This is a genomic window from Micromonospora sp. DSM 45708 (genome assembly GCF_039566955.1).
Taxonomy (GTDB): Bacteria; Actinomycetota; Actinomycetes; order Mycobacteriales; family Micromonosporaceae; genus Micromonospora.
In genome coordinates, this window is sequence record NZ_CP154796.1 from 6,519,948 (window position 1) to 6,533,978 (window position 14,031).

The window sequence follows — 14,031 nt, forward strand, 5'->3', positions numbered from 1 at the left end:
TCACCGGGGCGGACGGTGGGTGGGCGGGGTGGGTGGGGTGGGTCAGGACGGGAGGGGGGTGAGGCGGGTGCGGGGGCCGGCTCGGAGGACGCCGGAGGGGAGCTTCTTGGCGAGCAGGTGCTCGGCCAGCTCCGCCGCCTCGATCAGGGCGTCCAGGTCGATGCCGGTGTCGACGCCCATGTCGTGCAGCATGTGCACCGCCTCCTCGGTGGCCAGGTTGCCGCTCGCCCCCGGGGCGTACGGGCAGCCGCCGAGGCCACCGACGCTGGCGTCGAACTCGGTGACCCCCAGCTCCATGGCGGTCAGCATGTTCGCCAGCGCGGTGCCCCGGGTGTTGTGGAAGTGCAGCAGCACCGGCACCTGCGCGTTGCGGTCGCGTACGGCGGTGACCAGCTCGCGGACCCGCCGGGGCGTACCCATGCCGGTGGTGTCGCCGAATGCGACCCGGTCCGCGCCGTCCCGGACCACCCGGTCCACGATGGCGGCCACCCGCGCCGGGTCGACGTCCCCCTCGTAGGGGCACCCGAAGCTGGTCGCCACGATCACCTCGGCGGTCGCGCCCGCCTCGTGCAGCAGCGCGATCAGCTCGGCGATGTCGTCGAGCGACTCGTCTGTCGAGCGGTTGACGTTGCGCCGGTTGTGCGTGTCGCTCGCCGACACCACCACCTCGATCTCGGTGAAGCCGGCGGCTAGGGCCCGCTGCGCGCCCCGGGTGTTCGGCACCAGCGCCGAGTAGCGCACGCCGTCGACCTTCGCCGCCCGCTGCCACACCTCGTCGGCGTCGGCCATCTGCGGGATCGCTTTCGGGTGCACGAAGGAGACGGCCTCGATGCGGCGTACCCCGGTCCGGGACAGCGCGTCGAGCAGCCGCACCTTGGCGTCGGTGGGGATGGGCTCCTCGTTCTGGAGCCCGTCCCGCGGGCCGACCTCGCGGATGGAGACGGCGTCCGGCAGTTGCGTCATAAGGGGTCACCTCACTGTGACGTGGTTCGACTCGTATCCAAGAGAATCAGACCGGATCGCCGGGACGCCAGCGACCTCCGACTAATGCAGTCCAACCCATGCGGCGGGAGAACAACGACCTCAAGTGCCGGCTGGCGGTCCAGCAGACCGACACCACCCACCCGAACACCACGCTCGGGCTCAACGCCGCACCCCGGCCGTGTACGCCGATCGACGCCGTTGCCGCCCTGGAGACGGCAACCTCGTGGCCCGGCGGGCATCGTCCCGTTCAGCGCATCCGGCCCACGATGCCGGTGTCGTAGTCGCCGGAGCAGAACTCCGGGTTCTCCAGCAGCTCGGCGAAGAACGGCAGGTTGCACTTCGGGCCGGCGACCTCGAACTGGGCGACCGCCGCCCGCGCCCGCTCGACGGCCTCCGCCCGGGTGGCGCCGCTGACGATCAGCTTGGCCAGCAGGCTGTCGTAGAACGGGGTGACCGTGTTGCCGGCGACGTAGCCGGAATCCACCCGCACCCCGGTGCCGGACGGCTCGTTCCAGGTGGTGATCGCGCCCGGTCCGGGCAGGAACCGCTTCGGGTCCTCCGCGTTGATCCGCAGCTCGATGGCGTGCCCGCGCGGGGTGAGCGCGTCCGGGTCGAACGTCGGCGGCAGGCCGGCGGCCACCCGCAACTGCTCCTCGACCAGGTCGACGCCGTAGACGTACTCGGTGACCGGGTGCTCGACCTGGAGCCGCGTGTTCATCTCCAGGAAGAAGAACTCCTGCGTGGTGGGGTCGAGCAGACATTCGACGGTGCCCGCGTTGCGGTAGCCGACCGCCTCGCCGGCGCGGACCGCCGCGGCCAGGAACCGCGACCGCAGCTCCTCCGAGACCGCCGGGGAGGGGGACTCCTCGACCAGCTTCTGGTTGCGCCGCTGCACCGAGCACTCGCGCTCGCCGAGCGCCACCACCCGGCCGTCGGCCAGGCCGAGGATCTGCACCTCGACGTGGCGGACCCGGGGGAAGTACCGCTCGATCAGCACCGAGCCGTCGCCGAACATGCGCTCGGCGAACGCGCGGACCTTGTCGTACTCGGTGCGCAGCGCGGCCTCGTCGGCCGCCACGCCCATGCCCATGCCGCCGCCACCGGCCGCCGCCTTGACCATCACCGGGTAGCCGATCTCGGCGGCAGCGGTGACCGCCGCGTCCAGGTCGGCCGCCGGCTCGGTGGTGCCGGGCGCGACCGGGACGCCGGCCGCCGCCATCAGGTTCCGAGCGTTGATCTTGTCGCCCATCGCGGTGATCGCGTCCGCGCCGGGCCCGACCCAGATCAGGCCGGCCCCCTCGACGGTACGGGCGAAGTCGGCGTTCTCCGACAGGAAGCCGTAGCCGGGGTGGATCGCCTGCGCGCCGGTGCTCCGGGCCGCGGCGAGGATCGCCTCCACGTTGCGGTAGCTCTGCGCCGGGTTGGCCGGGCCGACGCAGACCGCCTCGTCGGCCTCGGTCACGAACGGCAGGTCGGCGTCCGCCTCCGAGTGCACCGCGATCGCCCGCACCCCGAGCCGTCGGGCCGTGCGGATGACCCGGCGCGCGATCTCCCCACGGTTGGCCACCAGCAGCGAATCAAACATGTTCGGCAAGGAAGGGCCCCTTCTCGACGCCTGAGGTGTAGGCCCCTTCTTAACATGCGTTAAGGCGCGTGCGGCGTGTCAGGTGGGGTCGTGGGGTCGGTGGGGGCCAGCAGGGCCGCCAGGGTCGCGCCGCGCAGCAGCTCGGCCCGGCGTCGGCGATCCACCTCGCCACCGAGGAACGGGGTGGAGTTCATCAGGCCGAACGCGGCGTGCGCGAGCACCCGGGCGGCGCCGTCCGGCAGGCCCGGGTGCAGCGCGGTCAGCACCGTGACCCACTCTTCGACGTACATCCGCTGGAGCCGGCGGATCCGGCGGCGCGGCTCGTCCGGGAGGCGGTCCAGCTCGTGCAGGTGCAGCGCGATCACCGCGGGGTTCGCCAGCGCGAACTCGACGTGGAAGTCGATCAGCGACTCCAGCGCGCCGCGCGGGTCGCCCGGACGGCCGGCGGCCCGTTCCTTGCCCCCGGCGAGCAGCCCCTCACTGACCGGCACCAGCGCCGCGACCAGCATCGCCTCCTTGCCGGCGAAGTGATGGTAGAGCGCCGGACCGGTGACGCCGGCCGCCGCACCGATGTCGTCCATCGACACGCCGTGATAGCCCCGCTGGGCGAAGAGGCCGACCGCGATCTCCAGGATCTCGTCCCGCCGGGATCGGCGCCGGGTCGTGCCCGCCGCCCCCCGCGCCTGCTGTTCCACCGCCACCGGGCCAGCCTAGACCTCGCCTTCGAGGTGGGGGACCCGTGGTTACCCGCCGGTCAGTGCGGGGTCGGGTGGGAGGGGAGCGGGCTCGAAGCCGGCCAGGCGGACGGCCAGCCGTCGGCGGGCCGGCGGCAGCGCCGAGACGGTCCGGAGCAGCAGGTCGCGCAACGGCCGGAGGGCCGGCGGGGCAGCGGCGAGCCGGGTGAGCCCGGCGGCGAAGCCGAGCACCTCCTCGGCGCGGGGGCGACGGTCGGCGGCGTACCGGTCGAGGGCGTCCGGGCCGACGGCGAGCGCCTCACCGAGGGCGACCGCGTCGCGCAGCCCGAGATTCATCCCCTGCCCACCGGCCGGGCTGTGCACGTGCGCCGCGTCGCCGGCGAGCAGCACCGGGCCGGACCGGTACCGGCTGGCGATCCGGTGGTGGATCCGGAACCGGGACGCCCACGCCATCTCGGTGACCCGGTCCGGCCGCCGGGCCGGGCCGCGCTCGTCGAGCAGTGCCTGAAAATGGTGCGCCCGCTGTCCACCCGCACGTCGGCGAGCAGGAACGACTCGCCGGGGTCGGCTGGTGGCCAGCCAGATCCTCGGCCCCGCCCTGACCCGGTACGTGATCCGGCTGCCCCCGGTGGTCGACCTCGACGCGGACGAGCTGGCCGGGTGGGTCGGCCCGACGATCCAGCGCTACCTGACCCAGCCGTTCCCCGAGGCGATCGAGGGGTGACCGGCCGGCCCCGACCGGAGCCGGCCGGGAACCCTCAGCGAGTCAGGCCGCCGGGCTGGTCGCCCTTGACGACGGGCGCCCGGACCAGGTTGCCCCACTCGGTCCACGAGCCGTCGTAGTTGCGCACCTGCGGGAACCCGAGCAGGTGGTGCAACACGAACCAGGTGTGGCTGGACCGCTCGCCGATCCGGCAGTACGCCACCACGTCGTCGGCCGGGCTCAGCCCGAGCTGGTCGGCGTAGATGGCGCGCAGCTCGTCGGCCGACTTGAAGGTGCCGTCGTCGTTCGCGGCGGACTTCCACGGCTTGCTCACCGCGCCCGGGATGTGCCCGCCGCGCAGCGCGCCCTCCTGCGGGTAGTCCGGCATGTGCAGCATCTCGCCGGTGTACTCACCCGGCGACCGCACGTCGACGAGCGGCCGGCCGGCCGCCACGTGCGCCATGACCTGCTCCCGGTACGCCCGGATCGGCGCGTCGTTGCGCTCCGGCACCGGGTAGGAGGCGCGGGGCCGGCTGACCTTGTCCCGGGTCAGCTCCCGCCCCTCGGCGATCCACTTCTGCCGGCCGCCGTCGAGCAGCCGCACGTCGGCGTGGCCGAACAGGGAGAAGACCCAGAGGGCGTACGCGGCCCACCAGTTGAAGTTGTCGCCGTAGAAGACGACCGTGTCGTCGCGGCCGATGCCCTTGGCCGCGCACAGCTCGGCGAAGCTGGCGGCGTCCAGGTAGTCGCGGGTGACCTGGTCGTTCAGTTCGGTGTGCCAGTCGACCTTGACGGCGCCGGGAAGGTGACCGGTGTCGTAGAGGAGCACGTCCTCGTCCGACTCGACCACCACGAGGCCCTCGTCGCCCAGGTGCTCGGCCAACCACTCCGTGGTGACCAGGCGCTGCGGGTCGGCGTACGACTGGAGGCGGGGATGCGGATCACTCGGCACAGGCATGAGCCCCAAGGTACGCCGGATCGGACGCGCCGGATGTGACACCGGCCCCACCGCAGCGGATCCGGCGGGTCGTATTCGGCAGTTGCGAACGCCCCGACCGCAGAGGACCGCGATGACCCACGGCAACAGACCGGGCCGGGTGGCCGACGAATCGTCAGGCGCGGCGGTGCACCAGCCGCCCGGCGACCACGGTGGCCCGGCAGGAGCCGTCCGCGTCGAACACGGCGAGGTCGGCCCGGTCACCGACCACCAGCGTCGGGGGCCGGGCGGCGGGCAGCACCGCCACCCCGTTACGGGCTGCGGCGGCGCGCAGCGCCGGATCGGTGACGTGGGCGTCGAGCACCGCGGCGACACCGAGCCGGAACAGCGCGTACACCCGCTCACGCGGCGTGGGCGCGGGCGGCAGCGGGCCGTCGTGCACCCGCGCCGGCCCGAGCATGCCGGCCCACCGCCGCACCCGCACCTCGGGGTACGCGGCGGTCAGCTCACCCAGCGGCGCGACCGCCTCGACCCGGTCGCCGCCCACCAGGACCGCCAGCCCGGCGCGGGGCTCGTCGTCGACGGTGAGCCGCAGCAGGTCCGCGGCGTGGACGGTGCGCACCGCTCAGCCGGCGTCGACCGGGCCGAGCACGGGCCGCTTGGCGGTGACGAAGTCCCCGGAGGAGCGGCCGGTCAGCCGACGTTTGATCCACGGCGCCAGGTGCCGGCCGGCCCAGCGCAGGTCGGCGCCGCGGGCGGCGAGCCACGGGGTGGGCGCCGGATGCGGCGGCACCATCAGCCACTCCTCCTCGCAGCCCACCCCGAGCGCGGTGAGCACCTGCGCGGCGACCCGCCGGTGCCCGGTCGCCGACAGGTGCAGCCGGTCGGTGCTCCAGAGCATCGGGTTGAGGTACGCCTCGTCGGCGTAGAGGTCGACCAGGATCGCGCCGTGTCGCTCGGCGACCTCACCGACGGCCCGGTTGAGCAGCGTCACCCGAGGCGCCACCAGCCGCTGGCCGGGCAGCCGGGCCATCACGTCGGCGAACCGGAACAGCACCACGTCGCTGCCGCCGGCCCGCAGTCGCCCGATCACCGCGTCGAAGCGCGGGACGAAGACGTCCGGGTCGAAGCTGCGGCGCAGCACGTCGTTGCCGCCGGCCGCGAAGCTGATCAGGTCGGGCTTCATGGCCAGCGCGGCCGGCACCTGCTCGGCCACGACGTTCGGGAACAGCCGCCCCCGGATGGCCAGGTTGGCGTAGCGGAAGTCGGGGCCGGCCTCGGCGGCGAGCCGGGTGGCGACCAGATCGGCCCAGCCCCGGTAGCTGCCGTCCGGATACGCGTCGTCCATGCCCTCGGTGAAGCTGTCGCCCACCGCCACGAAGCTGCGCCAGCGCACGGCGCCTCCCTCCGACGTCCCCCGCAGAAGCGTCGTCCAGTCTGTCACCGCCCGGTGCGCTCCCGCTCGCCCCCCGGGGTCGGACGTGGTGGACGTCTCGACGCCGGGCGGTCCACCGGGTGGACCGCCCGGCGTCGTGATCAACTCACCGGCAGGTACGCCAGCAGCGCCCGGTTGCGGGTCGGTGCCGGCTCGGTCACCACGCCAAGCGGCGCGAACGTGCTGTCGAGGACCGTGATGCCGGTTCCCCGCCGCAGCAGCACGGTGCCGTCGGCGCTGAACAGGACGCTGCGCACCTCGCCCGTGCCGGGCAGGTCGACGACCTTGCCGGTGATGGTGTCGACCACCGCGAAGCTGCCGTCCCGGCGGGACGGATCGGTGCCGATCCAGCCCACCGCCACGTACCGGCCGTCCATGGAGACGCTGCGCGCCTCCCAGCCGCCCCACTTGTCGGCCTCCTGCTTCGGCGGCGTGTAGGTGTACTGCCGCGTCCGGGTGCCGTCCGTGACGTACGGCTTGCCGTCCGCCACCGCGGCCAGCCAGGTGCCGTCGGCGGACCAGCAGCGATCCGTCTCCTGGCCAGGATCGCCGGGCACCGGCTGGCGAGCCGGCACGTCCAGCAGCACGGACTGGCCGTTCTTCTTCTGTGCCATCAGCAGGTAGCTGCCCTGCCAGCGCAGCGGCCGGCTGCCGAGGCAGCTGATTCCCTCGGCCAGCGTCCTCACCCCCTGCTTTTCGACGGTGGCGATCAGCAGGACACCACTCATGTTGTTGTCGGTGCTGTCCTGCACCCATACCGCCTGCCTGCCGTCCGGCGAGACGCTGAGGGTGTTGGCCTCGCAGCCGCTGCCGGAGTGGACGACCTCGTGGACCACCTGGTCCTGCGTGCCTCGGACCGCGTGGATCCGGGACCGGGTGGGCGTCTGCTCCAGGTAGTAACGGGTGCCGGTCAACGCCGACCGGGGCTGGCCGGCGCTCGGGCTCGGGTCCTTCGACGGCGCGCGGGTCGGCTCGACCGGCGGCGTCGGGGTGGGCTCGACCGGCGGCGGGGTGCTGGTCACCGACGGGACGGCCGGCGCGGGCGCCGAACCGTCCGGCCGGATCGCGAGCGCGGTTCCGGTCGCGGCGGCCAGCACCAGCAGCGCGGCGGCGGAGGTGGCGACGGCCCGCCGGATGCCGAGCCGGCGGGAGGTACGCAGGGCCCGGTCCCGCAGGTCGACCGGGGTGACCTCGTCGGCCAGGTCGGCCAGGTCGAAGCGCAGGCGATCCTGGTTCATCGGACGGTTCCTTCCGTGGCGTACAGGTCGGCGAGTTCCGGGGCGACGGTGCGCAGCTTGGCGAGCGCCTTCGAGGTCTGACTCTTGACCGTGCCGACGGTGACGCCGAGCAGGTCTGCGGCCTCCGTCTCGGTGCGGTCCTCGAAGAACCGCAGCACCAGCACGGCCCGCTGTTTCGTGGACAGCCGGGCCAGCGCAGCCCGGAGCGTGAGCCGCAGCGTGGTCTGCTGGGCGTGGTCGGGGGCCGAGTCGCCTCCGCGTGGCTCGGGCAGGTCGCCCGACATCGACTCGGCCACCCGGCGACGTCGCCACCAGGAGACCTGGAGGTGGTACATGATCTTTCGGGTGTACGCCTCCGCGTTGCCGCTGTCGTGCAGCCGGCTCCAGGAGCGGTGGGTACGGGCGAGGGCGGACTGGACGAGATCCTCGGCCAGGTGCTGGTCACCGGTGAGCAGGTAGGCCGAGCGCAGGAGCGCCGGTGTGCGGGTGCGCACGAACGAGTCGAACTCACTCAGGAGAGGGTCCACACGAGCCGATCCTTCGGGTCAGTGGTGCGTCGGTCTGATGCCTTCCCAGACGTCGCCTCGCCGCTCGATGGTTGCCGCCGCCGGCTGGTCGGTCCCGGCAATTCAGTCCGCGAACACCGACCAGCAGATGTCGTTGCGCAGCCGCTGGTCGTCGAGGACCAGCTCACGGATCGCCGCCGGGAGCTGGTCGCGCTGCCACCGGCACTCGCGCCGGCCCGCCGCGTCGGCCTCCCCCTGCGGCGCGGCGGCGCGCACCGCCTTGATGGCGTACGCGGCGGCGCCGAGTTCGTGCGCGGCGACGTGGGCGACGGCTCCGGCCTGGCCGGCCGCGTACGCGGCGTGCCGGGCGGCTCCCCGCAGGTCCCGGGCCGCCCCCATGGCGTGGCCGCCGGCCGCGCGGGACACCATCATGGTGACCTCGCCGCGCACCCAGGCCCGGATGTGTTCGATCGCCTGGCGAGGTCGCGGATCGTCGGGTCGGACCGACTCGAACAGACCGAGGACGTGTTCCGCGCAGTCGGCGGCCCAGAGCGCGAGCAGCCGGTGGTCGTCGTCGGTGAGCGTGCCGCCCCGGCGGATCGTCACGAAGCGGGGGTCCCGGACCGTCGGCAGGATCACGGCGTGTGCTCCGCTCCGGTCGCGCGCAGGGCGTCGTCCAGCGTGCTCATCAGCCGGGCGACGCGGCTGCTGCCGCCGGTCGCCGGCGGGTATCGGCGGAGCACGTCGACGAGCACCGGCGTGGCCCACCGCCGTGAGCGGTCCAGCAGCGCGTCGCCGACCGTCGGGTCACCGCCGGCCGCCAACTCCCCGACCCGCGCCGCGCTCGCCGCGGCCCGCAGGATGTGGCCGACCTGGCTGGCCTGCGCGAGCGGATGCAGATACGCCGCGGCGGCGGCATCACCGGCGGACCGCGCGGCCAGTCGCGCGGCCTCGGTGGGCGCGGACCGGGCGGCCCGGTGGGCGTCCATGGACGTCACGCGTTGCCGTCGCGTCCGGTCGGCGCCGTCGACGAACGCGCGGGCCGCGTCGATCGCCGCCCGGGGACGCGGATCGTCGGGTACGGCCTGCTCGAAGACCGGCAGGACGTCCTCGGCGTGCCGGACCACGTAGTGCGCCACGACACGCAGCTCGTCCATGGTCAGGTCGAAGTCTCCGGACACGACATTCCTGCGGGCGGTCACGTCGGTGGATCGTAGGTGGCGGGCGACCTGGTCGGGGTGGTCGGGGTGCGGGACAGCAAGGACCCGACCGGTCCCGTGCTCACCTTCACCGCCGACGCGTGGCGTGCCTTCGTCCGGGATGGTGCCGGCCGCGACCCGTTCACGCCATCAAGTTCGTAGGCCCACTCGGCCACCGTCGCCGGCGGAAGCAGCGACGACGTGGCCGGGGTGTCGAGGCCGATCAGCACCGCGTGCTCGCGTACCCGGAAGGCGTGCCTCAGAGGTAGAGGCAGAACGGGTGACCGGCCGGGTCGAGGTGCACCCGCACGTCGTCCTGGGGCTGGTGGTCGGCCACCGTGGCCCCGAGCGACACCGCGTACGCCGAGGCCGTGTCGAGGTCGTCGACCTTGATGTCGAGGTGGAGCATCATCGGCGGGTCGCCCGGGCCGGCCGGCCACACCGGACGCACGTACGCCGGCTCGTCCTGGAACGCCAGCGTGGCGCCGCCGTCCGGTGGGGCCAGCACGACCCACTCCGGCTCGTCCTCGCGTCGTGGCCAGCCGAGCAGCCGCTCGTAGAAGCCGGCGAGTTCCTGTGCGGACGGCGCGTCGAGCACGGTGGACGTCAACGAGAAACGGGGTCGCTCACTCATACCGACTCTCCTACCCCGTCGACCCGGAAACGGATCGCCCGGCCGTGGTCGAGGCGGTCGTCGAGCGCCTGCGCGACGAACTGGGCACGACGCGCCGCGACCGGGTGTAGCGATCGTGCCACCGGGTACCGCAATCGGATCGACCGAGGCGTTTCGGAGGCTCTCATGTACCGCGTCAGTGACGTGATGACCAAGCAGGTTGTCTATCTTCCCGCAGAGACCCCGCTCGACGAGGCGGCCCGGGTGATGAAGGAGTCGGACATCGGCGACGTGGTGGTGACCGACGGCGCCACGCTCGCCGGCATGTTGACCGACCGCGACATCGTGGTGCGGGCCGTGGCCGAGCGCGCCGACCCGGGCACCACCACGATCGGGTCGATCATCACGCGCGAGGTCGTCATGATCGAGCAGCACTGCACGGCGAACGAGGCGGCCTCGCTGATGCGCGAGCGCAACATCCGGCGGGTGCTGGTCTGCGACAGCGACCGGAAGCTGGTCGGCATCGTCTCCCTCGGCGACCTGGCCATGCAGCTCGACCCCCAGTCGGCGCTCGGCGACATCAGCGAGGCCGCCCCGAACGCGTGAGAGGCGGCGGCGGATAGCCTCGACCCATGCCCGAGATGCCGACCAAGCTGGCCGAGATCGTCGACGAGTTCGCCGCCGCCCCGCGCGACGTCGTGCTGGAGATGATGCTGGAGTTCGCCGACGTGATCCCGCCCCTGCCGGAGGGAGTCGACCGGGAGGAACTGGAGCAGGTCCCCGAGTGTCAGACCGCGTTCTTCCTGCGCGCCGAGGTGAACCCGGACCGGACGGTGACCACGGTCTTCGACTGTCCGCCGGAGGCGCCGACCACCCGGGCGTTCGCCGGCATCCTCGCCGAAGGGCTGGCCGGGGCGAGCGCCGAGCAGGTGCTGGCCGTGCCGGACGACCTCTACCAACGGATGGGCCTGGCCCAGGCGATCAGCCCGCTCCGGGTGCGCGGCGGCACGGCCATCCTGGCCCGGCTGAAGCGGCAGGTCCGGGAACAGATCGCCTGACCGGCGGGTTGTCGCTGGTCATGGAGATCGAGATCTACGCCGACGTCGTCTGCCCCTGGTGCTGGATCGGCAAGCGCCGGCTCGAACAGGCCCTCGACTCGTACGACGGCGAGGTGACCGTCCGGTACCGACCGTTCCAGCTCGACCCGACGCCGGTGACCGAGCCGAAGCCGCTGTTGGACGCGCTGGGCGGCAAGTTCGGTGGGCGGGACAAGGCCGAGGGCATGGCCGCCCACGTCTCCGGTGTCGCCGCGGGCGCGGGGCTCGACCTGCGGTTCGACCGCGCGGTGGCGGCGAACACGTTCGACGCGCACCGGCTGGTGCGGTTCGCCACCGAGCACGGCCGGGCCGCCGAGACGGTCGAGCGGCTCTACCGGGCGCACTTCTTCGACGGCCTCGACGTCGGCTCGATCGACGTGCTGGTCACGCTCGCCGGTGAGGCCGGGCTGGACGAGAACGAGGCACGCCGCTACCTGACGTCGAACCTCGGTCGCCGCGAGGTGGCCGCCGACCTGAGCGCCGCGCACCAGCTCGGCGTCTCCAGCGTGCCGACGTTCGTGCTGGCCGGGAAGTACGCGGTCACCGGCGCCCAGGAGCCGGAGACACTGCTCGCCGCGCTGCGTGAGGTCGAGCAGCGCGAGGCGGCCGGGTGATGTTTCACGTGGAACAAGATCGATGCGAGTGAGCGGCTAGGCCGGTCGGGCCAGTCCGTCCACCACCTGCGCCCCGGGCAGCGCGCCGAGCGCCGGCCCGGGCAGGGCGATCTTGCTGTGCCGTACGCCCGAGCCGATGATCACGTGCGGCGCGGCGATCACCCGTGCGTCGACCAGGATCGGCCACTCCTCGGGCAGCCCGATCGGCGTGATCCCGCCGTACTTCATCCCGGTCAGCTCCACCGCCTCGGCCATCGGCGCGAAGCTCGCCTTGCGCACGTCGAGCAGCTTACGGACCACGCCGTTCACGTCGGCCCGGGTGGTGGCGAGCACGACGCAGGCCGCGTACCGGGTCTCGCCGCCACGCTTGCCGGCGACCACCACACAGTTGGCCGACTCCGTCAACTCCACCTCGTACGCCGCGCAGAAGGCCGCGGTGTCGGCCAGCTCGGCGTCGATCGGGGCGACCAGCACCTCGTCCACGCTCACCGGCGCCTCGTCCGGCCACTGCTCCACCGCCGCGGCGACCGGCGGAGCCAGCAGGTCCAGCCGGAGCCGGGCCGGCTCGGTCTTCAGCGTCCCCATCACGGGTGCGATCCTCGCACCTGCGACCGGGATCCGCTCGACAGGGCGGGGCGGCCCCGGCCTCACACCTCGGTGAGCTGGCGGCGTTGCAGCGGTTCGGGGCGGTTCGCCTCGGCGTCCTGGATGCCGTGCCGGACACCGACCCGGATCACGCCGTAGAGGAAGACGAAGCCGAAGACGTAGAGCACCACGGTGGCGACGAAGACCAGCATGGCATCACGGTAGGTCGACGGCGGACGCGATCCCTTCTCGTCTTCGCCCGGTTCCCCCGAACGTGTCGCGCGGCCCGATGCCCCCGACCGACGGCCCACCCACCCGGGCGTGTCGCCCGCGCGGGAGACGACCGCTCCGAGCGATATACCAAGGAGGCATAATTATGCCGGAGAGGTATATCGCTGCCGAGCGACACCTTCCGGCGCGAACATCACGCAGCGTGCACACGCCGGCCGCGAACCCGGTCAGCGCGCCGTCACCCGGCCGGCGAGCAGCAGGCCGAGCAGGCCACAGCCGGCGGCGACGGCGAGCGTAACCGCGTAGCTGGCCGGGCCGGGTGACGAGCCGGTGGCCAGCACCGCCCCGGTCAGCGCCAGCACGGTGGCCGCCGCCAGCGAGTCGCCCAGTTGCAGCGCCGAGGAGTTCCGGCCCTGTTCGGCCGGGGCGGACAGCTCCAGCGTGAGCACCGACAGCGAGGGATAGAGCAGTCCCATGCCGAGGCCGGCGACCGCCCAGGCGGCCACCGCGAGCGACACCGGAAGTCCCGGCAGCAGCGCCGACGCGACACCCGCCGTACCGACCGCGATGCAGGCCAGCCCGGCCCGGGGCAGGCTGGCGGCGGATCGGGGCGCGGTGATGCGGCCCTGGACCCACGAGCCCACCGACCAGGAGAGCGCCCCGACGGTGAGCACCAACCCGGCACCCGTGGGCGTGAACCCGCGTTCCCGGGAGAGCATCAGCGGGATCACCACCTCCGCGCCGACGAACGCCGCCGACGCCAGCCCGCGCAGGCCGATCACCGTCGGCAGCCCGCGCGCCGCCCGCAGGAACCCGGGCGGCAGCAACCGGGGTACGCAGGTGAGCAACCCGGCCAGCGCCACGCCGATCAGGGCGACGGCGTACGCGCCGCGCTGCTGCCCCCCGTAGTGCAGCAGCGCGGCGCTCGCCCCGGCGCCGCAGGCCCAGCCCACCCGGGCCAACGCGCCGGCCGGCGGCCCGGTCGGCACGGTGCCGGCGAGCGTGCGCAGGCCCGGCTGGATCAGCAGCACCGCCGGCACCGCGACCGCCGGCACCGCGAGGAACACCCAGCGCCAGCCCAGGTGCTCCACGATCAGGCCGGCCAACGCCGGACCGACGAGCGAGGGCACCACCCAGGCCGCCGCGAAGGCGGCGAACATCCGCCGCCGCAGCCGTTCCGGGTACGCATGCCCGACGATCACGTAGAGCGCCACGGAGAGCAGGCCGGAGCCGAAACCCTGCACCACCCGCCCGACGACCAGCGTGCCCATGCTGGTGGCCGCGCCCGCCACCGCCAGCCCGGTGACGAACCAGGCGACCCCGTGCCACATCGCCGGCCGGGGCCCACGCGCGTCGCACCAGATGCCGGAGACCACCATCGCCACCACGCCGGAGGCGAACGGGCCGCCGAAGGCCAACGCGTACAGGCCGAGCCCGTGCAGGTGACGCGCCACCGTGGGCATGGCGGTGCCGACCGCGAGCGCCTCGAACGCCAGCAGCGACACCAGGGCGACGCTGCCCACAGTCATCGCCCGCAGGCGTGGCGACCAGAGGTCCCGGTCCTCCGCTGCGGCGGTGGTGGCGGCGATCGTCATGCACCCAGCCTGTG

At 73.5% G+C, this 14,031-nt stretch carries 20 protein-coding genes and 1 pseudogene; 5 read left to right on the forward strand and 16 right to left on the reverse strand.

Annotation, left to right across the window (positions count from 1 at the left end; all coding sequences use genetic code 11):
• Positions 1-42: 42 nt before the first annotated feature.
• The 4 genes from VKK44_RS28540 to VKK44_RS28555 form a co-directional block, all read right to left on the reverse strand.
• A complete protein-coding gene (locus VKK44_RS28540; RefSeq protein WP_343447935.1) occupies positions 43-954 on the reverse strand; it encodes a hydroxymethylglutaryl-CoA lyase in 912 nt (303 codons plus the stop codon).
• A gap of 277 nt (positions 955-1,231) precedes the next feature.
• Positions 1,232-2,569, reverse strand: a complete 1,338-nt coding sequence (locus VKK44_RS28545) for an acetyl-CoA carboxylase biotin carboxylase subunit (protein WP_343444252.1) — start codon at positions 2,567-2,569, stop codon at positions 1,232-1,234.
• A 59-nt stretch (positions 2,570-2,628) separates the two neighbouring features.
• On the reverse strand, positions 2,629-3,270 hold the full coding sequence (locus tag VKK44_RS28550; protein ID WP_343444253.1) for a TetR/AcrR family transcriptional regulator: 642 nt from the start codon (positions 3,268-3,270) through the stop codon (positions 2,629-2,631).
• Between the two features lie 42 nt (positions 3,271-3,312).
• On the reverse strand, positions 3,313-3,717 hold the full coding sequence (locus VKK44_RS28555; protein WP_458351578.1) for a Rossmann-fold NAD(P)-binding domain-containing protein: 405 nt from the start codon (positions 3,715-3,717) through the stop codon (positions 3,313-3,315).
• Between the two features lie 118 nt (positions 3,718-3,835).
• On the opposite strand from VKK44_RS28555, the gene VKK44_RS28560 reads away from it, so the two are divergent.
• A complete protein-coding gene (locus VKK44_RS28560; RefSeq protein WP_343444254.1) occupies positions 3,836-3,988 on the forward strand; it encodes a TetR/AcrR family transcriptional regulator in 153 nt (50 codons plus the stop codon).
• A 34-nt stretch (positions 3,989-4,022) separates the two neighbouring features.
• Here VKK44_RS28560 and VKK44_RS28565 read toward each other — a convergent pair whose 3' ends face one another.
• The 7 genes from VKK44_RS28565 to VKK44_RS28595 all read right to left on the reverse strand — a co-directional run bounded on the left by VKK44_RS28565 (position 4,023) and on the right by VKK44_RS28595 (position 9,285).
• A complete protein-coding gene (locus tag VKK44_RS28565; protein ID WP_343444255.1) occupies positions 4,023-4,925 on the reverse strand; it encodes a sulfurtransferase in 903 nt (300 codons plus the stop codon).
• A 154-nt stretch (positions 4,926-5,079) separates the two neighbouring features.
• Entirely contained in the window at positions 5,080-5,526 is a 447-nt protein-coding gene (locus VKK44_RS28570) for a hypothetical protein (RefSeq protein WP_343444256.1), read from the reverse strand.
• A 3-nt stretch (positions 5,527-5,529) separates the two neighbouring features.
• On the reverse strand, positions 5,530-6,252 hold the full coding sequence (locus VKK44_RS28575) for an SGNH/GDSL hydrolase family protein (RefSeq protein ID WP_458351698.1): 723 nt from the start codon (positions 6,250-6,252) through the stop codon (positions 5,530-5,532).
• 188 nt (positions 6,253-6,440) lie between these two features.
• Positions 6,441-7,577 (reverse strand): hypothetical protein, encoded by a 1,137-nt coding sequence (locus VKK44_RS28580; protein WP_343444258.1) that lies wholly within the window; start codon positions 7,575-7,577, stop codon positions 6,441-6,443.
• On the reverse strand, positions 7,574-8,104 hold the full coding sequence (locus tag VKK44_RS28585; RefSeq protein WP_343444259.1) for a SigE family RNA polymerase sigma factor: 531 nt from the start codon (positions 8,102-8,104) through the stop codon (positions 7,574-7,576). Before VKK44_RS28585 ends, VKK44_RS28580 begins: the two co-directional genes overlap by 4 nt.
• Positions 8,105-8,206: 102 nt before the next feature.
• Positions 8,207-8,722, reverse strand: coding sequence for a putative immunity protein (locus tag VKK44_RS28590; protein WP_343444260.1), 516 nt, complete (start codon positions 8,720-8,722; stop codon positions 8,207-8,209).
• Positions 8,719-9,285 carry a putative immunity protein gene (locus tag VKK44_RS28595; protein WP_343444261.1) on the reverse strand — a complete coding sequence of 189 codons (567 nt, stop codon included), beginning with the start codon at positions 9,283-9,285 and terminating at the stop codon, positions 8,719-8,721. Before VKK44_RS28595 ends, VKK44_RS28590 begins: the two co-directional genes overlap by 4 nt.
• Positions 9,286-9,300: 15 nt before the next feature.
• Here VKK44_RS28595 and VKK44_RS28600 point away from each other — a divergent pair.
• Positions 9,301-9,444 (forward strand): annotated as a pseudogene (locus tag VKK44_RS28600) (DUF397 domain-containing protein); the annotation flags it as partial.
• A 97-nt stretch (positions 9,445-9,541) separates the two neighbouring features.
• Here VKK44_RS28600 and VKK44_RS28605 read toward each other — a convergent pair.
• Both VKK44_RS28605 and VKK44_RS28610 read right to left on the reverse strand, forming a co-directional pair.
• Positions 9,542-9,916, reverse strand: a complete 375-nt coding sequence (locus VKK44_RS28605) for a VOC family protein (protein WP_343444262.1) — start codon at positions 9,914-9,916, stop codon at positions 9,542-9,544.
• Entirely contained in the window at positions 9,913-10,038 is a 126-nt protein-coding gene (locus VKK44_RS28610) for a hypothetical protein (protein ID WP_343444263.1), read from the reverse strand. Before VKK44_RS28610 ends, VKK44_RS28605 begins: the two co-directional genes overlap by 4 nt.
• Positions 10,039-10,081: 43 nt before the next feature.
• Here VKK44_RS28610 and VKK44_RS28615 point away from each other — a divergent pair, with 43 nt between their 5' ends.
• Genes VKK44_RS28615 through VKK44_RS28625 form a run of 3 tightly spaced genes read left to right on the forward strand, consistent with a single transcriptional unit; the run spans position 10,082 to position 11,606 of the window.
• Positions 10,082-10,501, forward strand: coding sequence for a CBS domain-containing protein (locus VKK44_RS28615; RefSeq protein ID WP_343444264.1), 420 nt, complete (start codon positions 10,082-10,084; stop codon positions 10,499-10,501).
• Between the two features lie 26 nt (positions 10,502-10,527).
• A complete protein-coding gene (locus VKK44_RS28620; protein ID WP_343444265.1) occupies positions 10,528-10,953 on the forward strand; it encodes a SufE family protein in 426 nt (141 codons plus the stop codon).
• A 20-nt stretch (positions 10,954-10,973) separates the two neighbouring features.
• Positions 10,974-11,606 (forward strand): DsbA family oxidoreductase, encoded by a 633-nt coding sequence (locus VKK44_RS28625; protein ID WP_343444266.1) that lies wholly within the window; start codon positions 10,974-10,976, stop codon positions 11,604-11,606.
• A gap of 36 nt (positions 11,607-11,642) precedes the next feature.
• Here VKK44_RS28625 and VKK44_RS28630 read toward each other — a convergent pair whose 3' ends face one another.
• The 3 genes from VKK44_RS28630 to VKK44_RS28640 all read right to left on the reverse strand — a co-directional run bounded on the left by VKK44_RS28630 (position 11,643) and on the right by VKK44_RS28640 (position 14,017).
• On the reverse strand, positions 11,643-12,191 hold the full coding sequence (locus VKK44_RS28630; protein ID WP_343444267.1) for a YbaK/EbsC family protein: 549 nt from the start codon (positions 12,189-12,191) through the stop codon (positions 11,643-11,645).
• Positions 12,192-12,253: 62 nt separating this feature from the next.
• Complete coding sequence (locus VKK44_RS28635; protein ID WP_199199841.1) at positions 12,254-12,403, reverse strand: hypothetical protein; 150 nt, start codon at positions 12,401-12,403, stop codon at positions 12,254-12,256.
• 246 nt (positions 12,404-12,649) lie between these two features.
• Positions 12,650-14,017, reverse strand: a complete 1,368-nt coding sequence (locus tag VKK44_RS28640) for an MFS transporter (RefSeq protein ID WP_343444268.1) — start codon at positions 14,015-14,017, stop codon at positions 12,650-12,652.
• Positions 14,018-14,031 lie beyond the last annotated feature (14 nt).